We start from the raw sequence: 20,077 nt of genomic DNA, 5'->3' as shown, positions 1-20,077 counted from the left end.
TAACAACCTAAGTGTGAATAGGTTGTCGTCACTAAAATGGTTTGAATGAAAAGAGAATCGTCTTATTTCGGACTCTTTTCTCCATATGGTTCAAAATTTAAAATCTTTGCTTCAATTTCTTCTAATGCTTTACCTACACATTTATCAGAGACAGGATTTTCAACCATGCAATCGTGTTTTTCTTGCATTTCACGAGCACGCTTAGATGCTACCGTAACTAACGTGTACTTGCTATCAATTTTTTGTAATAAAGAGTCTATAGATGGATATAACATATTTAATCAACCTCCGTCATTTGTTTATAATACTTGGCAATTCTCTCACGGCGGCAATGTTCACTCATAACGATTGCCTTAATCCGCTCGCAAGCTAGTTCTACTTCGTCATTCTCAACGACATAGTCATAGGCGTCCATCATGTCAATTTCTTCCTTCGCAACTGTTAAGCGATCTTGAATAACATCTTCAGTCTCAGTTCCGCGTGATACGATACGATTTTTTAATTCAGACAAACTTGGAGGAGCTAAAAAGATAAACACGCCATCTGGAAAAGCTTTCTTAACTTGCATTGCTCCTTGTACTTCAATTTCTAAAAAAACATCTTTTCCTTCTTGCAATGTTTTTTCCACATAATCAATGGGTGTTCCATAGTAGTTATCAACAAATTTCGCCCATTCTAAAAGGCCATTTTTTGCGATCATTTCTTCAAATTCTTCTCTTGTTTTAAAGAAATAATCTACACCGTTTACTTCACCTTCGCGTGGTTTTCTCGTCGTAGCAGACACAGAGTAATGCAATTGAATATCCTTCTGTTCAAACAATGCTTTCCGAACTGTACCCTTCCCTACTCCTGAAGGTCCAGAAAGTACAATCAGAAATCCTCTTCCTCTTCTCATATGTATGTAAACCCTACCCTTCGTCACTAATCTCTTCTTTGTCGTCCTTGTTGCTTGAATTTAACCTTTGAGCGATTGTTTCCGGCTGAATGGGGCTGAGTACAATATGCCCGTCATCCATAATGATAACGGCTCTTGTTTTCCGACCGTACGTTGCATCTAACAGAATGTTTTGCTCACGTCCTTCTTGCACAAGACGCTTAATAGGTGCTGATTCTGGACTGACGATCGCAATGATACGATGAGCAGACACGATATTTCCGTATCCTATATTCAAAAATTGCAACATGGTCACCTGTGCCTCCTAGTAAGTCTAACCGTATTCCTAAGCTACTAAACTGTATAGACAGCTATTCAATATTCTGTACCTGTTCTCGGATTTTTTCAAGGTTATTTTTCATTTCTACAACATATTTTGAAATAGTTCCATCATTTGCTTTTGATCCGATTGTATTCATTTCACGATGCATTTCTTGAACGAGAAAATCAAGCTTACGACCAATGGCTTCATTGCTTTCCAACGTTTCACGAAATTGTTCAAAATGGCTTTGTAACCTTACCAATTCTTCATGAATATCACAACGATCTGCAAATAGTGTTACTTCTGTTAGAATTCGTTGTTCATCGAACTCCACACTTCCTATTTCTTTCAACCTTGCTGCTAACCGTTCCCGGTATTTTTGTACGACAACCGATGAGAGTGGAGTAATACTCTGAACACAGTTTTCAATTATTTCAATGCGTTTCAGTAAGTCATTGTGTAGCTGTATTCCTTCTCTATCTCGCATCCCCTTCATCATGGTCACGGCCAAAGATACTGCTTCATACAAACTTCCTTCAAACTCTTCATCTATTTTTTCAGCTTCTTCAATTGAAGTAACGTCAGGCATTGCTAATAGCTGTTGCGTGGTAATGGTAGTAGGTAAGTTAAATTTATTACCTGCTAAAACCATGATTTCCTTGTACTGCTCTAATAGCTCCCAATCTACCCGCAACTTTCTTTCAACAAGTCCTTCTCCTTCAACCGAAATCGAAACTTCAATCCGTCCCCGACGTACATTGGAAGCGATTACCTTTTTCACCTTATCTTCAAAGATCATCAAATGTCTTGGCAGTCGTATATTAGTTTCTAAGAAGCGGTGATTAACCGATTTCATTTCTACAGTAATTACAAATGCATTCCGCTCTATCTTTGCTCGTCCAAATCCTGTCATACTCGAAATCATCTTATCACATCCAAATAATGATATCTCTTAACGAAAAAGGTAATAGAGATTGTTTCTCTACTACCATATAAAATAATAACATATTTGCATTGCCTTGACTATTTATAGTTCACTTCTCCTTTCATAAAGAGGGGTCTTTTTTTCATTTTATGCTTCGTAAATATAGAACCAACTAATAAAAAGGTTGGAATCGCTGATAGTGCACCAATTAAAAGCCAGTCTCTAGCCTCTATTGGACGCGTATTAAAGATTAATTGAAGCGGCTCATAATAAATAACAGCGAGCATAACAAGCATCGATAAGAATACTGCACCTACTACGTATAAGTTGCCAAATGGATTACGATGAAAGATAGAATGTTCACTCCGGCAATCAAATACGAGTATAAGCTGAGATAAAACGAGAGTAGCGAATGTAACAGTTTGTGCGTAATTTAGATCGTTTGGATTTTGATTATTTGAAATGATGAAAGAAAGAAGCGTTACAAATCCAATTAAAAAACCTCTACTTATGATTTTCCATCCTAATCCTCTAGAAAACACCCCTTCTTTAGGATGGCGAGGTTTTCTCTTCATTACATCTTCTTCTGGTGCATCTAGACCTAAAGCCATCGCCGGAAGACCATCTGTCACGAGATTCACTAATAATATTTGAATGGGAACTAGAGGAAGCGGAAGTGCTAATAGCATCGCAAATAACATTACAAGAATTTCTCCTACATTAGAAGCTAGCAAATATCGAATAAATTTTCGAATATTTTCATAGATATTGCGGCCCTCCTCAATTGCTTCTTTAATCGTAGCAAAGTTATCATCGAGTAAAATGAGTGAAGATGCTTCCTTTGCCACATCTGTTCCAGAAATGCCCATTGCGATTCCAATATCAGATGCTTTAATCGCAGGAGCGTCGTTTACACCATCCCCGGTCATGGCTACAATATGATTTCGATTTTGCAGAGCTCTTACAATTTTCAGTTTATGCTCTGGTGATACACGAGCAAATACATAGGTTTCTTCTACTATTTCTTCTAATTCATCAACAGACATACGTGACAATGCTTCTCCTTCTACAACCTTCCCGTCCTCTGGTAATATCGCAAGTTCTTTGGCAATAGCCATGGCTGTCATTTTATGATCTCCGGTAATCATAATCGTACGAATTCCTGCTTCTTTACATTGTTGAACAGCTGCTTTTACCTCAGGTCTTGGTGGGTCCATCATTCCTTGTAACCCAACGAACAATAAGTTTTTTTCAGCATCTCGTTCATCCACAATCACTTCGTTGCTAGGTAATGGCTTATATGCTATGGCTATCGTTCGCAGCGCTTTTGAACCAAGATGTGAAATGGCTTCTTGTACTTCTGTTTTATGAATGGGCATAGATTGCGCTCTATTCCCCCATAATATGCCGTTGCATATTTGTAACAAAACGTCTGGTGCCCCTTTGGTCACGACAAACCGTTTGCCCTTTGAATCTCTTATAATAACACTCATCATTTTACGAGTGGAATCAAACGGAAATTCTTTTTCGATCTTATACTGTGCTTGTAGCACATCTCTGGTAAACCCTGCCTTCATGGCAGCTGCAATTAGGGCGCCTTCTGTTGGATCTCCGTCTAGCACATAATCTTTCTTTTTTTTCACGATATTTGCATTATTGCAAAGCACCCCAAATTGTAACAATTGTTGCAAAGAGGAAACACCGGTCGGTACGATTTTTTTACCATTTTGCATAAATTCTCCCGATGGAATGTACCCTTTTCCTGTTACATTCCAAATCTCTCCACCAGACCAAAGATGGGTAACCATCATTTTATTTTGCGTCATCGTTCCTGTTTTATCAGAACAAATAACTGATGCACAACCTAGTGTTTCTACAGCAGGTAATTTACGAACAATCGAATTTTTCTTAATCATTCTCTGGACACCTAATGAAAGAGCCACAGTTACAATTGCTGGTAATCCTTCTGGAATTGCCGCCACCGCTAAGGATACACCAGCAAGAAACATATTATATATGTTGTTTCCTTGATATACCCCGATTACAACAACAAGCGCTGTTAACAGTAGGGCTACTACAATTAAAATTTTACCAAGCTGTTCCAGTCGTCGTTGCAACGGAGTTTCATTTTCTTCCGCACTTTGAAGCAAATCAGCAATTTTCCCCATTTCTGTATTCATCCCTGTATTTACAACAACACCTATTCCTGAACCTCTCGTTACCATCGTACCCATAAATGCCATATTCATTTGGTCCCCGAGCCCTATATGATCACTGCTTATTGCTTCCACCTTTTTTTGAACCGGAACCGACTCACCCGTTAAGGCGGACTCTTCTATGTATAAGCTAGTCGCTTCAACAACCCGAATATCAGCCCCAATTCGGTCACCACTCATGAATTTTATGATGTCCCCTCTAACGAGACCTTTAGAAGGAATCTTTATCCATTTTCCATTTCGCATAACCGTGACCTGGGGTGATGCTAATTCCTTCAATGCTTCAAGTGATTTTTCTGCTTTACGCTCTTGAAAAAAGCCAAGTACTCCATTAATTAGGACAATCGCAACAATAGCGATAGCATCGACTAGTTCTCCTAGTAGCGCAGAAATAATCGTTGCACCAAGTAAAACGAGAACCATAAAATCCTTGAACTGAGCGATAAATACGCTCCATGCAGATGGAAGTTTCGTTATACGCAAATCATTTGAACCGAATTGTTTATAGCGATTATTTGCTTCTATCTCTGTTAATCCCATCGACACATTCGTTTTCATTGCCTTTTCTACTTCATGTGTACGCAGTTCATACCAGTTCATCTCATTTCACCTCAGCTTCTCTTCTCTACTGACAGCATATTCAGACTCGTCCTAAAACATGCTATAATAAAACATTAGTTGGAATTGCAAAGGAGGAAAACAACTATGTCCTTTGATGGATTATTTACTAGAGCCATTGTTCATGAAATAGCGGAGCCACTTTTATCCGGACGGATTTCAAAAATATATCAGCCATCCAAATACGAGCTTCTTTTACACATTCGCTCTCAAAGAAAAAATTGTAAGCTGCTTCTCTCAGCACATCCTACCTATGCTAGAATGCACTTTACCACTCAAAACTACGATACGCCTTCTTCCCCCCCTATGTTTTGTATGCTTCTTCGAAAGCATTTAGAAGGAGGTATTATAGAAGAAGTTTGGCAAGATGAGCTTGAGCGAATTGTACATATTAAGGTAAGGAGCCGAAATGAAATTGGCGATGAATCGCTCAAAACGTTAATTATTGAAATTATGGGACGCCATAGTAACATCATTTTAGTAGAAACGAATACCAACACAATATTAGACAGTTTAAAACACATCTCTGCCAACGTAAATCGATATCGAACTGTTTATGCTGGAGGAACTTACATTGCTCCACCATCGCAGCATAAACAAAATCCGTTACGGATTGAATCAAAGGAAGACCTTCTCAAACCACTTGATTTTTTAGCAGGTAAAATGGACAAACAACTAGTTGCTTCATTTTCCGGAATGTCTCCTCTATTAACGAAGGAAATCCTTTCATTAGCTGGGTTAGCAAACGAAACAGCCTTGGAAAATTCCTTCTTCCAAACATTAGAAAAACTAAAGAACCACCAGTATACACCGACAATGGTTGTATCGGGTAACAAGGAATATTTCTATATGTTACCTCTTACCCATCTAACAGGAGAAGTGAAGGAATTTGCAACGTTAGGCGAGCTGTTAGATCGTTTTTTCTTTAGTAAAGATAACCGTGATCGTGTAAAGCAGCAAGCGCATGATTTAGAAAAGTTTATGCAAAATGAATTAGCGAAAAATGAGAAGAAATTACTGAAGTTACAAGCAACGTTACAAAGTGCAGAAAAGGCTGACCATTATCAGCTGCTTGGTGAATTGATAACGGCAAATATTTATGCCATACGAAAAGGAGACAAGGTTGCGGAAGTTAGCAATTATTATGACGAACAAAATGCTACTATCTCCATTTCTTTAAATCCATTAAAAACGCCATCAGAGAATGCACAAGCCTATTTTCACAAATACCAGAAAGCGAAGAACTCTGTAACCGTCGTGATGGAACAAATCGAAAAAACGAAGGAAGAAATTTTATATTTTGAAGGCCTGCTCCAGCAGATGGAATCAGCTTCTCAAAAGGACATAGAAGAAATTCGGGAAGAGTTAGCTGAAGAAGGATATATACGCAAACGAGCACAAAAAATGAAGAAAAAGAGCGTTAGCAAGCCCATTCTTGATTTCTATACGTCCAGTGATGGAACAGAAGTTGTAATCGGTAAGAATAATAAACAAAACGAATACTTAACGCACCGCTTTGCGCGCCGGGACGAAATATGGCTTCATACGAAGGATATACCAGGTTCTCATGTTCTGATACGAGCAACAGAGCCGAGTGAACAAACTATTTTAGAAGCAGCTACGCTTGCTGCTTACTTTAGCAAAGCAAAACATTCAAGCTCCGTACCAGTTGACTTTACGAAAATCCGATATGTTAAAAAACCAAGCGGAGGTAAGCTTGGTTTCGTGACATACGATCATCAACAAACCGTGTATGTTACTCCGGAAGCAGACATTGTTATGCGATTAAAAAAATAAAATAAACGGATAGAATCTCTCAAAATAGAGCTTCTATCCGTTTATTTCGTTCTGATTCATAAAATCGTATACTTCTCTACTTAGCCAACGGGATGTTTATGTTCTTTTATTACACGTAATGATTGCAATTCATAATCTTCTGCACCTTTAACAGGAAGACCGGCTTCCAGATTTCTTCTCGTGTATAGTAGATTTTCTTCCGTTATCATTTCACCCGGGATGAAAATAGGAATACCTGGGGGATACACCATAACAAATTCAGCAATAATTCTACCAGCTGATTCTTCAAATGGAATTACTTCGGTTTCTGCATAAAATGCATCACGTGGAGTTAAGGCAAGTACCGGTATGCTCGGCAATAAAACAGGCGCATCTATATGAATATCTCTAAGGTCGCTACATTCATCTGAAAGTTCCTTTAATGCATGGACAAGCGTTCGCAAGTCTTCTTCCGTATCACCATTTGTGATAATACAAAGGATATTATAAAGATCAGATAATTCAACCTCAATATGAAACCTTTCACGAAGCCATACTTCTACATCATACCCAGTAATCCCAAGATTTTTTACTGAGATAAGGAGCTTGGTAGGATCCATAGCAAATGCTGCCTCTGTCCCCAAAATTTCACGTCCAACACAATATAGATTATCAATTTCATTAATAAGATCACGAGTTTGTTCTGCTAAACGGATCGTATTTTCTAAAAGAATATTACCTTTCGTTGCTAACAATCTTCTCGCTGCATCTAAAGAAGCAAGTAATAAGTATGACGTGGACGTTGTGGTCAGCATACTTAAAACAGCTTGCACATGGCTTGCTGAAATTAAATTCCCACGTACATTCAAAATCGAGCTTTGCGTTAATGATCCGCCAAGTTTATGCACACTAGTTGCAGCCATATCAGCACCTGCCTGCATAGCCGAAAGAGGAAGGGCATCATGAAACTGAAGATGAGCCCCATGTGCTTCATCTACAAGCACTGGAATATTTCGTGAATGAGCAATATCTACAATTTTTATTAGGTCTCCAGCTATTCCATAATAGGTTGGATTAATTACTAGCACTGCTCTCACATCAGGATGTTGTTTCAATGTCATTTCTACAGATTCAGGCGTAATCCCATGTGATATTCCTAAATTAGAATCAACCTCTGGATGAATAAATATTGGGATTGCACCTGAAAAGATAATTGCGCTCATGATAGATTTATGCACATTACGTGGTACAACAATTTTATCATCGGGTCCGCAAACGCTCATCACCATTGCCATAATAGCACTGCTCGTCCCTTGAATAGAAAAGAAAGTATAATCAGCACCAAATGCAGTAGCAGCTAAATCTTGAGCTTGTTTAATGATTCCTTTTGGCTGATGTAAATCATCTAAAGGACCGATGTTTATTAAATCAATAGAAAGTGCATTGTCACCTATAAAATCTCTAAATTCAGGATCCATGCCATTTCCTTTTTTATGACCAGGAATATGGAATTGAATTGGATTTTTCTTTGCATGTTCTACAAGAGCGGTAAACAATGGTGTGTTAAATTGAGAACACATGATTACTATTCACCTCTTAATCTATCTATAACGTTTTTTACATGTATTTTCCTTCATAAACAAACAAGGACTCAATAAAAGAAGGAGATAGAGTCAAATAGAATCCTATCTCCTTCTTCTTGATTAATTTTAATTATTAATTATTTTTTCCATTCCAGACCATGAGCCACACATCCCATCGTAACCACTTGAATAAGAATGAAAAGTGTATTGTGTAACCACTTTGGCATTTAGAATCCCCCCTTTCTTATCTTTTACAAATGATACATAACTTCTACTTTCTTGATTTATCCCGCATTAACGGGCAGTAAGACCCCCACTGATGGAAGTTTCACTTTATTACATCCTTTTCAAAGCCTTCGAAAATCGAAAAATCCCTTCATGGATTCCGGTCAGTTCCCCTCTTCCATAGGTGAAACGTACATATCCCTTTTTCGAACCTAAAATACTTCCAGGGACAAATGCAACTCCTTCCTTCATAGCTTCTTCCAGTAGCTTATATTCGTCAATTGCACCGTTTATCTTACACCACAAATGGATTCCACCTTCTGGTATAAAAAATTCAGTTTGGTCTCCTACTAATTCACGAAGACTGGATGTCATTTGGTCTCTCCGACGTTTAAGCTCCTTTCGAAGCATCTGAATATGTGTATCAAAATTTCTTGATTCCATAAATTGATTTGCTACCCATTGAGGGAAAATGCTATGTCCAAAATCCACCTGTTGTTTTGCATCTGCAAGTCGCATAATAACCGATGAAGGACCGATTACCCACCCAATTCTAAGGCCTGATGCTACGATTTTTGATAAGGAACTGATGTATAGAACATTTCCGTTGTAATCCATAGATTTTAAGGTAGCCTGCACTTCCCCATTATATGAAGTTAAACTATACGGATCGTCTTCTATAATTGGAATACCGAATTCAGATGAAAGTTCTAGGATTTTCTTACGGCGTGTGTAAGAAAGGACAGTTCCCGTTGGATTTTGATAATCCGGATTTAAAAAGATCATTCGGATTCGATGCTTCCGATGCAGTTCTATTAGGTCATCTGGATTCATACCATGCTGATCCACAGGCAAACGAAACGTTTTTAGCCCAGCAGATTGAAATATTGGAAGAGAAAAGCAATAGGACGGGTCCTCAATGGCAACCGCATCTCCCGGTTTAAGTAAACACTGCACAATGAGATGTAGGGCTTGCTGAGCACCAGATGTAATAAGAATAGAAGAAGGACTCGTTTCTATATTCTTATATTCTTTCACATGAGATGAAATGGTTTCCCTTAACATTTCATTTCCTTGGGGATGATCGTATCCTAAATTTCCTAGAAATGGCTGGCTTCGTAGAATCGTACGAAATTGATCAAGCGGAAACAAATTTTGTGCCAATTCCCCACTAGCTAAATTAATTAGATGTTCCGTTTGTGTTTCTGTCCGAATTCTTTGTACCAAAGGCTGACTGGGAAGAAAAGAACCATCTTCTACATAACGCCCCCAATTTGGAATACGTTTATGTGATATTCCCCATATATTAGTACTTACACGTGTCCCGCTTCCTTTTTTCCGGTCTACAATCCCGAGCGATTGTAATTCCTCATAGGCATTTACGACTGTGCTGCGATTGACTTGTAATTCTTTTGCCAAGGTGCGTTCCGATGGTAACAAACTGTCTGGAGAATATATTCCAGAAGAAATACCCTGTTCAATATATTCTGCAATTTGTTTATAAATCGGCTTCTTATCGACACGATTGGGTTTCCACTCCATTAAACATTCATCCTAACTATTCATTATTTATGAAGCAATCGTGAAGGGAATCCATAGAGAAGTAGCAGTTTCTAATGCTTGCATTGTAAAAATACTTTTTTGTCTATTTACTACTAATAATAAAGAAAAATTTTAAAAAGCAACCATCCAATTACGGATTTTTTTACCCATCCACTTTTCAAAAAACTGTTTAATTCCCCTTTTAAACAGTAGTATATCTATTATTCATACTGAATTAAAGCTATTAGAATCAGTATGAACAGAGCAGGAAAACAACGAAAAATAGACTGCCAAACAGAAATCTCGAAAAATCAAGAATTTCTGTCCCAGTCTATTTTCATGTTCGATCATCGTATAAATGGCAACGCAGTAGCTTTCTATATGTTCATCCAAGCCTCATCTGCTGGATTACGACGCCATGCTTGTAATTTCTCGCGATCCACAGCAGAAATGATTCCTTGTTCATTAGCAACTTCAATAAGGGAAGAATAATCACTTAACGAGTATGCTTCAATATTTGCTGCTTTCAACTTTTCTTTCCCTGCTTCTAGTTCGTATGTAAAGATCGATACAACACCTACTACTTCGCATCCAGCTTCGCGCAGCGCATCGACACATGTAATAACACTACCGCCAGTAGAAATTAAGTCTTCCACGACAACTACCTTCTGACCTGCTGTTACCTTACCTTCTATTTGATTTCCTTTTCCATGTTCCTTCGCTTTGCTACGAACATAGCACATTGGTGCATTCATCAATTCACTTACCCATGCCGCATGAGGAATGCCAGCTGTTGATGTTCCTGCTATTACTTCTGCGTCTGGAAAGTGAGTCACAATAAGTTGCTGCAAGCCGCGTGCAATATCCTTTCTTACTTTTGGATAAGAAAGAGTTAGACGGTTATCACAATAAATGGGCGACTTCATACCTGATGACCAAGTAAACGGCTCATTTGGTTGTAAAAACACCGCTCCGATATCTAATAAATGTGATGCTATTTCCTTTTTCATATATCAAGATCCTCCCATTGCTTTTTCACCATTTCGTACGCTTTATACGGATCATCTGCTTTTGTAATACTCCGTCCCACTACAATATAATGAGAGCCTAATTTACGTGCTAGCTTTGGCGTAGCAACGCGAACTTGATCATTCACGTCACCTGAAAGACGAATACCTGGTGTGACTGTTACAAAGTCAGCTTTGCACACTCTCTGAATGGTAGGTACCTCAAGTGCTGAGCATACTACTCCGTCCATCCCACTTTCTTTTGCTAAAGCTGCATAGTGTGACACGGTATCTTCTAGAGATTTGTCAATCCATATCTCCTCATTCATCATTGCTTGCGACGTACTCGTAAGCTGCGTAACGGCTATACAAATCGGCCGGGTTCTTCCGGCCGCACCTTCCTCTAATCCTTGCAAAGCTGCTTGCATCATCTTGCTACCACCAGCAGCATGAACATTAACCATATCGACACCGAGACTTGCAAGATTGCGCATCGCACTTTTCACAGTGTTCGGAATATCGTGAAGCTTTAAATCCAAAAAAATATGGTGACCTTTTTCTTTTAAATACGTAATAATTGATGGACCTTCTTTGTAAAAAAGCTCCATACCAACCTTCACATACAATTCCTCGTCAAAATGGGAAAGAAACGATTCTACTTCTGTTTTACTTGGAAAATCAAGAGCGATGATGAGCGATTGTGACATTTTTCTTCCAGCTCCTTCCTCTGCACTCTGAAATATGATCGAATCCAAGCCGGTCTAGTACATGTGGAAGATTTTCAATAATAGTTGGACATACATACGGATCTACGAAATTTGCTGTTCCCACTGCGACCGCACTTGCGCCAGCGTAGAAAAATTCCACTACATCCTCTGCTGTTTCAATACCGCCCATTCCGATAATTGGAATGTTTACCGCTTGACTCACCTCATAAATCATACGTAGTGCCACAGGTTTAATAGCTGGACCCGATAATCCACCCGTCGTATTTGCCAAAATAGGCTTGCCAGACTTAAGATCAATCCGCATGCCAAGTAATGTATTAATCATCGTTAACCCGTCTGCTCCTGCTGCTTCAATCGCCTTAGCAATATCAACAATATTGGTCACATTAGGAGATAGCTTCACATAGACAGGGACTTCCGAAACAGCTTTTACTTTCCGTGTTAATTCAGCCGCAATCTCTGGTACCGTTCCAAATGCAATTCCACCAGTTTTCACGTTTGGACAAGATATGTTTAGCTCAAGCGCATGTACATTGCCGACCTTCGAAATTTGCTTTGCCACTTCCACATAATCTTCTGTCTGTGACCCTGCGACATTTGCAATAATTGGTACATCAAAGGAAGATAGCCATGCTAATTCTTCCTGTATAACCTTTTCTAGACCTGGGTTTTGAAGTCCAATTGCGTTTAACATTCCTGCTGGTGTTTCAGCAACGCGTGGTGTAGGATTCCCAAATCTCGGTTCAGCAGTCGTTGCCTTAATCATAATTGATCCTAGAACACTAAGATCATACAACTTCGCATATTCACGTCCAAATCCAAAGCAGCCGGATGCCGGCATCACGGGATTTTTGAGAGAAAGGCCTGGAAGTTCTACTTGCAATGGATTCATAATACGACCTCCCCTACTCGGAAGACTGGACCGTCACTACACACCTTTTTATAGGATGTATTGTTTTCATTTACATGACAAACACACGCAAAACAAGCACCAATTCCGCAGCCCATTCTCTCTTCAAGCGAAAGATACAGTTCACGATCTCTGTACATTGTCTCAAGGGCTTTTAGCATCACCGTTGGACCACATGCAAACATACTATCAAAATCTACTTTTTCTGTAATCGATGTAACAAACCCCTTTGTTCCATACGAACCGTCAACAGTTGCAACATAGGTTTCTCCTAATGCAGCAAATTGTTCTTCATAAAAGACAGCCTCTTTTGTTGCAAAACCAAGCACATGTATAACCTTCACACCATTTGCACAAAGCTGTTTAGATAATTCGTATAGCGGTGGCACACCAATCCCTCCACCTACTAAACACGCTGTTTGTCCTTTTTGAACAGCAGATACTGGAAACCCATGTCCTAGCGGTCCAAGTACATCCACAAGATCATCTGCCTTTTTGTCTGAAAGAAGCTTAGTCCCACTTCCATCCGCACGATATAACATTGTAAATTCGTTCTTATCTTTGTCAACATTACAAATACTTATAGGGCGACGTAGCAGAGGAGAATGACCCTCTGCTACTTTCACATGAACAAACTGCCCAGGTTCTTGCATTTGTTGTACCATCGTTCCTTTTAAAATAAGTTCAAATATACTCGGTGCAATTTCTTTCTGGCTGATTACTCTCATCATTTCTTTTTGTATCATGAATGAACCACCTCATGATGATGTAAAGACGTTTCCTTCATTTCTATTGCTGAAAATGTCATCGATTCGAGTACGCCAAGAATTGCCTTGGTGGTGTCAAGGGATGTCAAGCAGGCTACTCCGTTTTCTACTGATTCACGGCGAATACGGAAGCCATCCCGTGCAGGCTGCTTACCCTTCGTAAGCGTATTAATAACAAATTGTGCTTTTCCTTGTCGAATAATATCAAGTAAATTATAATCCTCTGAATCAATTTTATTTACGACTTGTGCAGGTATGGCATGCTGCATAAGCATTTTCGCAGTGCCGTCTGTTGCTAATATGTTATAACCGATTTCATGGAAGCGTCTCGCAATTTCAGTTGCTTCCTCCTTGTCTTTATCAGCAACTGTAATAATCACAGATCCATGAGTCGGAATATGAATACCAGAAGCGACAAGACCTTTATACAATGCCTTTTCTAATGTTAAATCCTTACCCATTACCTCTCCCGTAGACTTCATTTCAGGTCCGAGAGTCGTATCAACAGAGCGAAGCTTCGCAAACGAGAATACTGGAGCTTTGACAAACACTTCTTTGCTCTCCGGGTGATAACCAGTGGAATAACCAAGCTCTGCAAGGGATTTTCCAAGTATTACTTTTGTAGCGATATTTGCCATCGGCACATTTGTAATTTTACTTAAGAACGGTACCGTCCGGCTTGATCTTGGATTTACCTCAATAACATACACTTCGTTACGGTATACAACGAACTGAATATTAAGTAGACCAATTATATTAAGTCCTTTTGCCAAGGAAATCGTATGCTGAATAATTTTTTCTTTAATGTCTGCAGCTAGGCTTTGCGGAGGATACACACCAATCGAATCCCCAGAGTGAACGCCTGCACGCTCAATATGCTCCATTATTCCTGGAATATACACGTCGATTCCATCAGAAATCGCATCTACTTCTATCTCTTTCCCGATCATGTAGCGATCGATTAAAACAGGATGTTCCGCATGAACTTTAACAGCATTTTTCATGTAGTATAGAAGTTCTTCCTTATGGTATACAATTTCCATTGCACGACCACCAAGCACATAAGAAGGACGAACAAGAACAGGATACCCAATATGTTCTGCAATCGCCACTGCTTCATCCACAGCTGTTGCAGTTTTACCTAGTGGCTGCGGAATACCTAGTTGTCTCAATGTTGTTTCAAATTTATTCCGGTCTTCTGCACGGTCTAAGTCTTCTAATGATGTTCCTAAAATTTTCACACCGCGTTCTTGCAGACTAGATGCTAAGTTAATTGCCGTCTGACCACCAAACTGTACAATTACCCCTTCTGGTTGCTCTAAGTCAATGACATGCATAACATCTTCAACCGTAAGCGGTTCAAAATATAGTTTGTCAGAAATACTGAAATCTGTTGAAACAGTTTCTGGATTATTATTAATAATAATCGCTTCATAACCGGCTTCTTTAATGGCCCATACAGAATGAACGGTTGCATAGTCAAACTCAATTCCTTGTCCGATACGAATTGGACCACTTCCAAGTACGATTACACTCTTGCGATCACTACGTATTGACTCATTCTCATCTTCGTATGTGCTGTAGTAGTAAGGGGTAGAAGATTCGAATTCCGCTGCACATGTGTCTACCATTTTGTATACAGGTACAATATTTTCCTTTTTCCGAAGGTCATACAAATCCTGCTCTTTTTTATCCCAAACAGATGCAAGATAACGATCACTAAAGCCCATTTTTTTCGCAGCTTCTAGCACAGTTAAGTCATCTTTATGGTCAAGAAGTTTTTGTTCCATCTTAATAATATTTTCAATTTTTTGTAAGAAGAAGTAATCGATTTTACTCCAATTGTGGATTTCTTCTTTTGTAACACCTTGACGGATCGCTTCTGCGATGATAAATACACGCTCATCATCGGCTTTTTCAATCCGTTTTTTCATTGTTTCTTTATCGAGTGTCTTGAGATGATCCATTTCTAGATGATACACACCAAGTTCTAACGACCGAACAGCTTTTAGAAGAGATTCTTCCATATTTCGGCCAATCGCCATTACTTCACCAGTTGCCTTCATTTGTGTTCCTAATAATCGGTTAGCCGATTCAAATTTATCAAACGGCCAGCGAGGAATTTTTGAAACAACGTAGTCTAATGATGGCTCAAAACAAGCAAACGTCGTTTTAGTTACTGGATTAACAATTTCATCTAGCGTAAGTCCAACTGCGATTTTAGCAGCAAGCTTGGCAATCGGATAACCAGTTGCTTTAGATGCAAGTGCCGAAGAACGGCTTACGCGTGGATTCACTTCAATTACATAGTATTGGAAGCTATAGGGATCAAGAGCAAGCTGAACATTGCAGCCCCCTTCAATTCCTAACTTACGAATAATTTGCAATGACGTATTACGTAACATTTGATACTCACGATCACTTAGCGTTTGGCTTGGAGCCACAACGATGGAATCACCTGTATGTACACCAACTGGATCAAAGTTCTCCATGTTACATACAACAATCGCGTTATCATTACTATCGCGCATCACTTCATATTCAATTTCTTTTAAACCAGCAATACTTTTTTCGAGTAAACATTGTGTTACTGGGCTGTGCTTCAATCCGCTCAGCACAATTTCTACAAGTTCTGCCTTATCGCTACAAATACCTCCGCCTGTTCCTCCTAAAGTAAACGCAGGTCGTACAATAACCGGATAACCGATCTTATCTACAAACTCCTCTGCTTCTTTTAAAGTATGGATAATCGTACTTTCAGGTATCGGCTCGTTCATTTCTTGCATTAAATTCTTAAATAATTCACGATCCTCTGCTTGTTGAATCGCAGAAAGCTTAGTGCCTAATATTTCAACGCCGCATTCTTCAAGTACACCTGATTCAGCCAATTGAACTGCCATATTTAAGGCTGTTTGCCCCCCTAATGTAGGCAAAATGGCATCTGGGCGTTCTTTCCGAATAATACGACTTACAAATTCAACGGTGAGTGGTTCAATGTATACTTTATCAGCAGTCGCTGTATCAGTCATAATTGTAGCTGGATTTGAATTAACGAGAATGACTTTGTAGCCTTCTTCTCTTAAAGATTGGCATGCTTGCGTACCAGAATAATCAAATTCTGCTGCCTGCCCAATTACAATCGGACCTGATCCAACAACTAGTATGGTTTGAATGTCTAAGCGTTTTGGCATAGTTGTTCTCCTTCCTTCTTCCCATTCTTGATCATTAGTAAAAATTGATCGAACAAGCTGTTTGCATCTTCTGGTCCTGGTGAAGCCTCTGGATGATATTGTACAGTGAAAGCAGGCGCCGAAGTATGACGAACTCCTTCTACTGTTCCATCATTTAAAGCTAGATGTGTAATTTCAAGTGGTGTATTTACAATCGATTCTTTTTCCACTGTATAGCCATGGTTTTGTGAAGTAATGGTTACCTTACCCGTTTCTAAATGTTTAACTGGATGATTTGAACCATGATGACCAAATTTCATTTTCACAGTATCTGCTCCGCATGCAAGTGAAAACAACTGATGGCCAAGACAGATACCAAAAATCGGAACTTTTCCGATGATATCTTGTATCATTTCAATTGCTTGTGGTACTTCCTTCGGATCTCCTGGTCCATTGCTTAGCATAATTCCGTCGGGATGTAATCGCAAAATTTCTGTGCTTGTAGTGTCATACGGTACAACTATGACATCACAATTTCGATTATTCAATTCTCGTAAAATGCCATGTTTCATTCCAAAATCAACAAGAACTACGCGGTATCCACGTCCTGGACTTGGATACGGATCCTTTGTTGAAACACGTTTCACATGATCTGTAAATACAGTTGCTTTTAGCTTACTTACGATATAGTGCGTATCTCCCTCCATATCGCAAAGGCGACCCTTCAATGTTCCGTGCTCGCGTATAATTTTCGTTAACTTTCTCGTATCAATACCTGATAAACCTGGTATATGTCGTTCACGCAAATATTCGTCAACGGTCTTCTCACTGCGGAAATTGGATGGATATTCACATAATTCCTTTACGATTAAACCATTAATAGAAGGATTAATAGATTCAAAGTCATCTCTGCTTATGCCGTAATTTCCTATAAGCGGATAGGTGAGTGTAACAATTTGATTACAGTAGGAAGGATCAGACAAAATCTCTTGATACCCCGTCATACCAGTATGGAATACTACCTCTCCCGATTTTTCAATATCACCGCCAAATGCTTCCCCAACAAAAACGGTACCATCTTCTAATATTAGCTGTCTTTTCATGAGAACACACTCTCCTTTCGCCAAGCAATTTTACCATCTACAAGTGTCATTACAGGCCATCCTTTGCATTTCCATCCCACAAAAGGTGTATTTTTTCCTTTTGAAACAAAGGTTGCTGGATCTATTTCCTGTTCTTTTTCTAAATCAATAATTGTAAAATCTGCTGTCTTTCCTATCTCTAGGCGACCTGCACTTAACCCAAACGTATCAGCAGGCTTTTCTGACATGAGCCCAATAAGCTGCCCAAGAGAAAGGATTCCTGTTTCAACAAAGTGAGTGTAAAGCAGTGGAAACGCAGTTTCTGAGCCAACAATACCAAACGGTGCAAGAAGCATCCCTTTTGCTTTTTCTTCCGCAGTATGCGGGGCATGGTCTGTAGCTATTATATCAATTGTCCCATCAAGTAAACCTTCGATTAAGGCCGCTCGGTCAGCAATTCCTCTAAGCGGTGGATTCATCTTATAGTTTGTATCGAGGGACGGAATATCTTCGTCACATAAAAGTAAATGATGCGGCGTGACTTCTGCTGTAACGTGAATCCCGGCTTTCTTTGCATCGCGAACAACACGTACCGATTCTTTCGTACTAATATGGCAAACATGATAATGGCAGCCTGTCGCTTCTGCTAAAAGTACGTCACGGGCAATTTGTACCGATTCGCAAACAGAAGGGATTCCGTTTAATTCATGTTTTTTTGAAAAAACTCCCTCATGAACACATCCCTTATGGATAAGGGAATTGTCCTCACAATGTGCTACTATTGGCATGTTTATATCTGCCGCTTTCTTCATAGCTTGTAGCATTTGATCAGCTGATTGAACCCCTACTCCGTCATCAGTGAACGCAAAAGCCCCAAGCTCCTTTAGGGATGTAAAGTCCGTTAACTCTGTTCCCGTTTGTCGAATAGTAATCGATGCATAGGGTAATACATGAACATGGGCTGTTTCTTTGATTCGATTTTGTAGTGCAAGTAGGTGTTCTTCTGTATCAGGAACTGGCTTTGTATTTGGCATTGCACACACCGTTGTAAATCCACCCTTTGCAGCTGCCAATGTTCCAGTCGCAATTGTTTCTTTCTTTTCGCCGCCTGGTTCTCGTAAATGAACATGGACATCAATAAATCCAGGAGCAATCAATTTACCTGCAACATCAATCGTTTCTGCATCGTGATCCACTATATTCTTATCTAAATTAGCAATGATTCCATCGCTAACTAATACATCTATAGGTTCCACTACACCCACTTTATTCACATAGGAACCGTTTTTAAACAAGTACCTCATTATCTATCCCTCCCCATACACTTGGTAACGCTCTTTTTATCACAGCCATTCGAACAAATACGCCATTTTGCATCTGTTTAAAGATCCGAGAACGATCGCATTCGACAAGTTCACTTGCAATCTCTACTCCTCGATTAACAGGAGCAGGATGCATAATAATACTACCTGGCTTCATGCGTTTTTCTCTTGCAACCGTAAGTCCGAAGTTTTCATGATAATGACTCATTACATTTTTTGCATATTGGTCATGACGCTCATGCTGTACACGTAAAAGCATGAGTACATCTACTTCTGGAATTAGATTGTCTAATTTTTCATAAGAACCAAAGACATTGGAATCGTCCTTCCATTCTTCTGGACTAACAAAATATACTTCCGCTCCTAACTTTGTTAGTGCTTCAGCATCGGAACGAGCCACACGGCTATGACGAATATCTCCAACAATTGCTACTTTTAATCCTTTCCAGATCTTGAAATCCTGGGAAATTGTCAATAAATCCAGCAAACATTGTGTAGGATGATTGCCACAACCATCACCTGCATTAATGATTGGAGTCTTTATTTTATCCTGTACTTCTTCAAAGTATCGATCTTTCGGATGACGGATAACAAATGCATTTGCACCGATTGACTGCAATGTTCGAAGAGTATCGTACAACGTCTCCCCCTTTTGAACGCTAGAGAATTGTGCAGAGAAATTTAAAACGTCTAGCCCTAATTTCTTTTGGGCAACTTCAAAACTGGTACGAGTTCTCGTGCTCGGCTCAAAAAACAAATTCGCAACAAATGTTTGTTCCTTTGCTTTTGACACATGACCATTTTTGAAATTTTCGGCATCTTTGAGTATTTCAGAAATTTCTCGTTCTGACAAGTCACTTATCGTTAACAAATGGTTCATTGTAATCCCTCATCTCTTCATTTTTTATCATATCATTTTAGAATATTTATAACAATATATGAATAAAAATACCCCAGCCTTTTTTCGACTAGGGTATAAAACCAAAATGATTGTTACACCCTTTTTCAGT

Annotated in this window: 15 protein-coding genes and 1 pseudogene; 1 reads left to right on the top strand and 15 read right to left on the bottom strand. The window is 39.2% G+C overall.

Annotated elements, in window-relative coordinates:
* Positions 1–62: 62 nt before the first annotated feature.
* The 5 genes from rpoZ to ACAN53_RS03590 all read right to left on the bottom strand — a co-directional run bounded on the left by rpoZ (position 63) and on the right by ACAN53_RS03590 (position 4,937).
* Positions 63–275, bottom strand: a complete 213-nt coding sequence (gene rpoZ / locus ACAN53_RS03610; protein WP_379967140.1) for a DNA-directed RNA polymerase subunit omega — start codon at positions 273–275, stop codon at positions 63–65.
* A gap of 2 nt (positions 276–277) precedes the next feature.
* Entirely contained in the window at positions 278–895 is a 618-nt protein-coding gene (gene gmk / locus ACAN53_RS03605) for a guanylate kinase (RefSeq protein ID WP_379967137.1), read from the bottom strand.
* Between the two features lie 13 nt (positions 896–908).
* Entirely contained in the window at positions 909–1,184 is a 276-nt protein-coding gene (gene remA / locus ACAN53_RS03600) for an extracellular matrix/biofilm regulator RemA (RefSeq protein ID WP_379970247.1), read from the bottom strand.
* A gap of 61 nt (positions 1,185–1,245) precedes the next feature.
* Positions 1,246–2,121 carry a YicC/YloC family endoribonuclease gene (locus tag ACAN53_RS03595; RefSeq protein ID WP_379967134.1) on the bottom strand — a complete coding sequence of 292 codons (876 nt, stop codon included), beginning with the start codon at positions 2,119–2,121 and terminating at the stop codon, positions 1,246–1,248.
* 98 nt (positions 2,122–2,219) lie between these two features.
* Entirely contained in the window at positions 2,220–4,937 is a 2,718-nt protein-coding gene (locus ACAN53_RS03590; RefSeq protein WP_379967131.1) for a cation-translocating P-type ATPase, read from the bottom strand.
* 105 nt (positions 4,938–5,042) lie between these two features.
* Between ACAN53_RS03590 and ACAN53_RS03585 the strand changes: the two genes are divergently transcribed.
* On the top strand, positions 5,043–6,752 hold the full coding sequence (locus ACAN53_RS03585; RefSeq protein WP_379967128.1) for an Rqc2 family fibronectin-binding protein: 1,710 nt from the start codon (positions 5,043–5,045) through the stop codon (positions 6,750–6,752).
* Between the two features lie 80 nt (positions 6,753–6,832).
* Here the strand turns inward: ACAN53_RS03585 and ACAN53_RS03580 are convergent, their stop codons facing one another.
* The 10 genes and pseudogenes from ACAN53_RS03580 to ACAN53_RS03535 all read right to left on the bottom strand — a co-directional run bounded on the left by ACAN53_RS03580 (position 6,833) and on the right by ACAN53_RS03535 (position 19,947).
* Positions 6,833–8,311, bottom strand: a complete 1,479-nt coding sequence (locus tag ACAN53_RS03580) for an aminotransferase class I/II-fold pyridoxal phosphate-dependent enzyme (protein WP_379967125.1) — start codon at positions 8,309–8,311, stop codon at positions 6,833–6,835.
* A gap of 339 nt (positions 8,312–8,650) precedes the next feature.
* A complete protein-coding gene (gene pdxR / locus ACAN53_RS03575; protein WP_379967122.1) occupies positions 8,651–10,081 on the bottom strand; it encodes a MocR-like pyridoxine biosynthesis transcription factor PdxR in 1,431 nt (476 codons plus the stop codon).
* 377 nt (positions 10,082–10,458) lie between these two features.
* Complete coding sequence (pyrE, locus tag ACAN53_RS03570) at positions 10,459–11,091, bottom strand: orotate phosphoribosyltransferase (RefSeq protein ID WP_379967119.1); 633 nt, start codon at positions 11,089–11,091, stop codon at positions 10,459–10,461.
* Positions 11,088–11,795 (bottom strand): orotidine-5'-phosphate decarboxylase, encoded by a 708-nt coding sequence (gene pyrF / locus ACAN53_RS03565; RefSeq protein WP_379967116.1) that lies wholly within the window; start codon positions 11,793–11,795, stop codon positions 11,088–11,090. Before pyrF ends, pyrE begins: the two co-directional genes overlap by 4 nt.
* Positions 11,744–12,708, bottom strand: a pseudogene (locus ACAN53_RS03560) (dihydroorotate dehydrogenase). Before ACAN53_RS03560 ends, pyrF begins: the two are co-directional and overlap by 52 nt.
* Positions 12,705–13,472 carry a dihydroorotate dehydrogenase electron transfer subunit gene (locus ACAN53_RS03555; RefSeq protein ID WP_379967113.1) on the bottom strand — a complete coding sequence of 256 codons (768 nt, stop codon included), beginning with the start codon at positions 13,470–13,472 and terminating at the stop codon, positions 12,705–12,707. The pseudogene ACAN53_RS03560 and the gene ACAN53_RS03555 overlap by 4 nt, the downstream one beginning before the upstream one ends.
* Entirely contained in the window at positions 13,469–16,684 is a 3,216-nt protein-coding gene (gene carB, locus ACAN53_RS03550; protein ID WP_379967110.1) for a carbamoyl-phosphate synthase large subunit, read from the bottom strand. Before carB ends, ACAN53_RS03555 begins: the two co-directional genes overlap by 4 nt.
* Complete coding sequence (locus ACAN53_RS03545) at positions 16,669–17,766, bottom strand: carbamoyl phosphate synthase small subunit (RefSeq protein ID WP_379967107.1); 1,098 nt, start codon at positions 17,764–17,766, stop codon at positions 16,669–16,671. Before ACAN53_RS03545 ends, carB begins: the two co-directional genes overlap by 16 nt.
* Entirely contained in the window at positions 17,763–19,049 is a 1,287-nt protein-coding gene (locus ACAN53_RS03540; protein ID WP_379967104.1) for a dihydroorotase, read from the bottom strand. The genes ACAN53_RS03545 and ACAN53_RS03540 overlap by 4 nt, the downstream gene beginning before the upstream one ends.
* Positions 19,033–19,947: an aspartate carbamoyltransferase catalytic subunit gene (locus ACAN53_RS03535; RefSeq protein ID WP_379967101.1), complete on the bottom strand. Its 915-nt coding sequence runs from the start codon at positions 19,945–19,947 to the stop codon at positions 19,033–19,035. Before ACAN53_RS03535 ends, ACAN53_RS03540 begins: the two co-directional genes overlap by 17 nt.
* Between the last annotated feature and the right edge of the window lie 130 nt (positions 19,948–20,077).

This window comes from Ectobacillus soli (assembly GCF_042610425.1).
Classification (GTDB): Bacteria; Bacillota; Bacilli; order Bacillales; family Bacillaceae_G; genus Ectobacillus.
Note: the sequence above shows the minus strand (reverse complement) of the source record. Positions and strands in the feature narration are given on the sequence as shown.

What these genes read in the sequence shown, in the direction of transcription:
- pdxR (WP_379967122.1), bottom strand. Translation starts at nt 10,081, where the DNA reads ATGGAGTGGAAACCCAATCGTGTCGATAAGAAGCCGATTTATAAACAA.
- carB (WP_379967110.1), bottom strand. Translation starts at nt 16,684, where the DNA reads ATGCCAAAACGCTTAGACATTCAAACCATACTAGTTGTTGGATCAGGT.
- remA (WP_379970247.1), bottom strand. Translation starts at nt 1,184, where the DNA reads ATGTTGCAATTTTTGAATATAGGATACGGAAATATCGTGTCTGCTCAT.
- ACAN53_RS03580 (WP_379967125.1), bottom strand. Translation starts at nt 8,311, where the DNA reads ATGTGTTCTCAATTTAACACACCATTGTTTACCGCTCTTGTAGAACAT.
- ACAN53_RS03540 (WP_379967104.1), bottom strand. Translation starts at nt 19,049, where the DNA reads ATGAGGTACTTGTTTAAAAACGGTTCCTATGTGAATAAAGTGGGTGTA.
- ACAN53_RS03535 (WP_379967101.1), bottom strand. Translation starts at nt 19,947, where the DNA reads ATGAACCATTTGTTAACGATAAGTGACTTGTCAGAACGAGAAATTTCT.
- pyrF (WP_379967116.1), bottom strand. Translation starts at nt 11,795, where the DNA reads ATGTCACAATCGCTCATCATCGCTCTTGATTTTCCAAGTAAAACAGAA.
- pyrE (WP_379967119.1), bottom strand. Translation starts at nt 11,091, where the DNA reads ATGAAAAAGGAAATAGCATCACATTTATTAGATATCGGAGCGGTGTTT.
- ACAN53_RS03585 (WP_379967128.1), top strand. Translation starts at nt 5,043, where the DNA reads ATGTCCTTTGATGGATTATTTACTAGAGCCATTGTTCATGAAATAGCG.
- ACAN53_RS03595 (WP_379967134.1), bottom strand. Translation starts at nt 2,121, where the DNA reads ATGATTTCGAGTATGACAGGATTTGGACGAGCAAAGATAGAGCGGAAT.
- ACAN53_RS03555 (WP_379967113.1), bottom strand. Translation starts at nt 13,472, where the DNA reads ATGATACAAAAAGAAATGATGAGAGTAATCAGCCAGAAAGAAATTGCA.
- rpoZ (WP_379967140.1), bottom strand. Translation starts at nt 275, where the DNA reads ATGTTATATCCATCTATAGACTCTTTATTACAAAAAATTGATAGCAAG.
- ACAN53_RS03590 (WP_379967131.1), bottom strand. Translation starts at nt 4,937, where the DNA reads ATGAACTGGTATGAACTGCGTACACATGAAGTAGAAAAGGCAATGAAA.
- ACAN53_RS03545 (WP_379967107.1), bottom strand. Translation starts at nt 17,766, where the DNA reads ATGAAAAGACAGCTAATATTAGAAGATGGTACCGTTTTTGTTGGGGAA.
- gmk (WP_379967137.1), bottom strand. Translation starts at nt 895, where the DNA reads ATGAGAAGAGGAAGAGGATTTCTGATTGTACTTTCTGGACCTTCAGGA.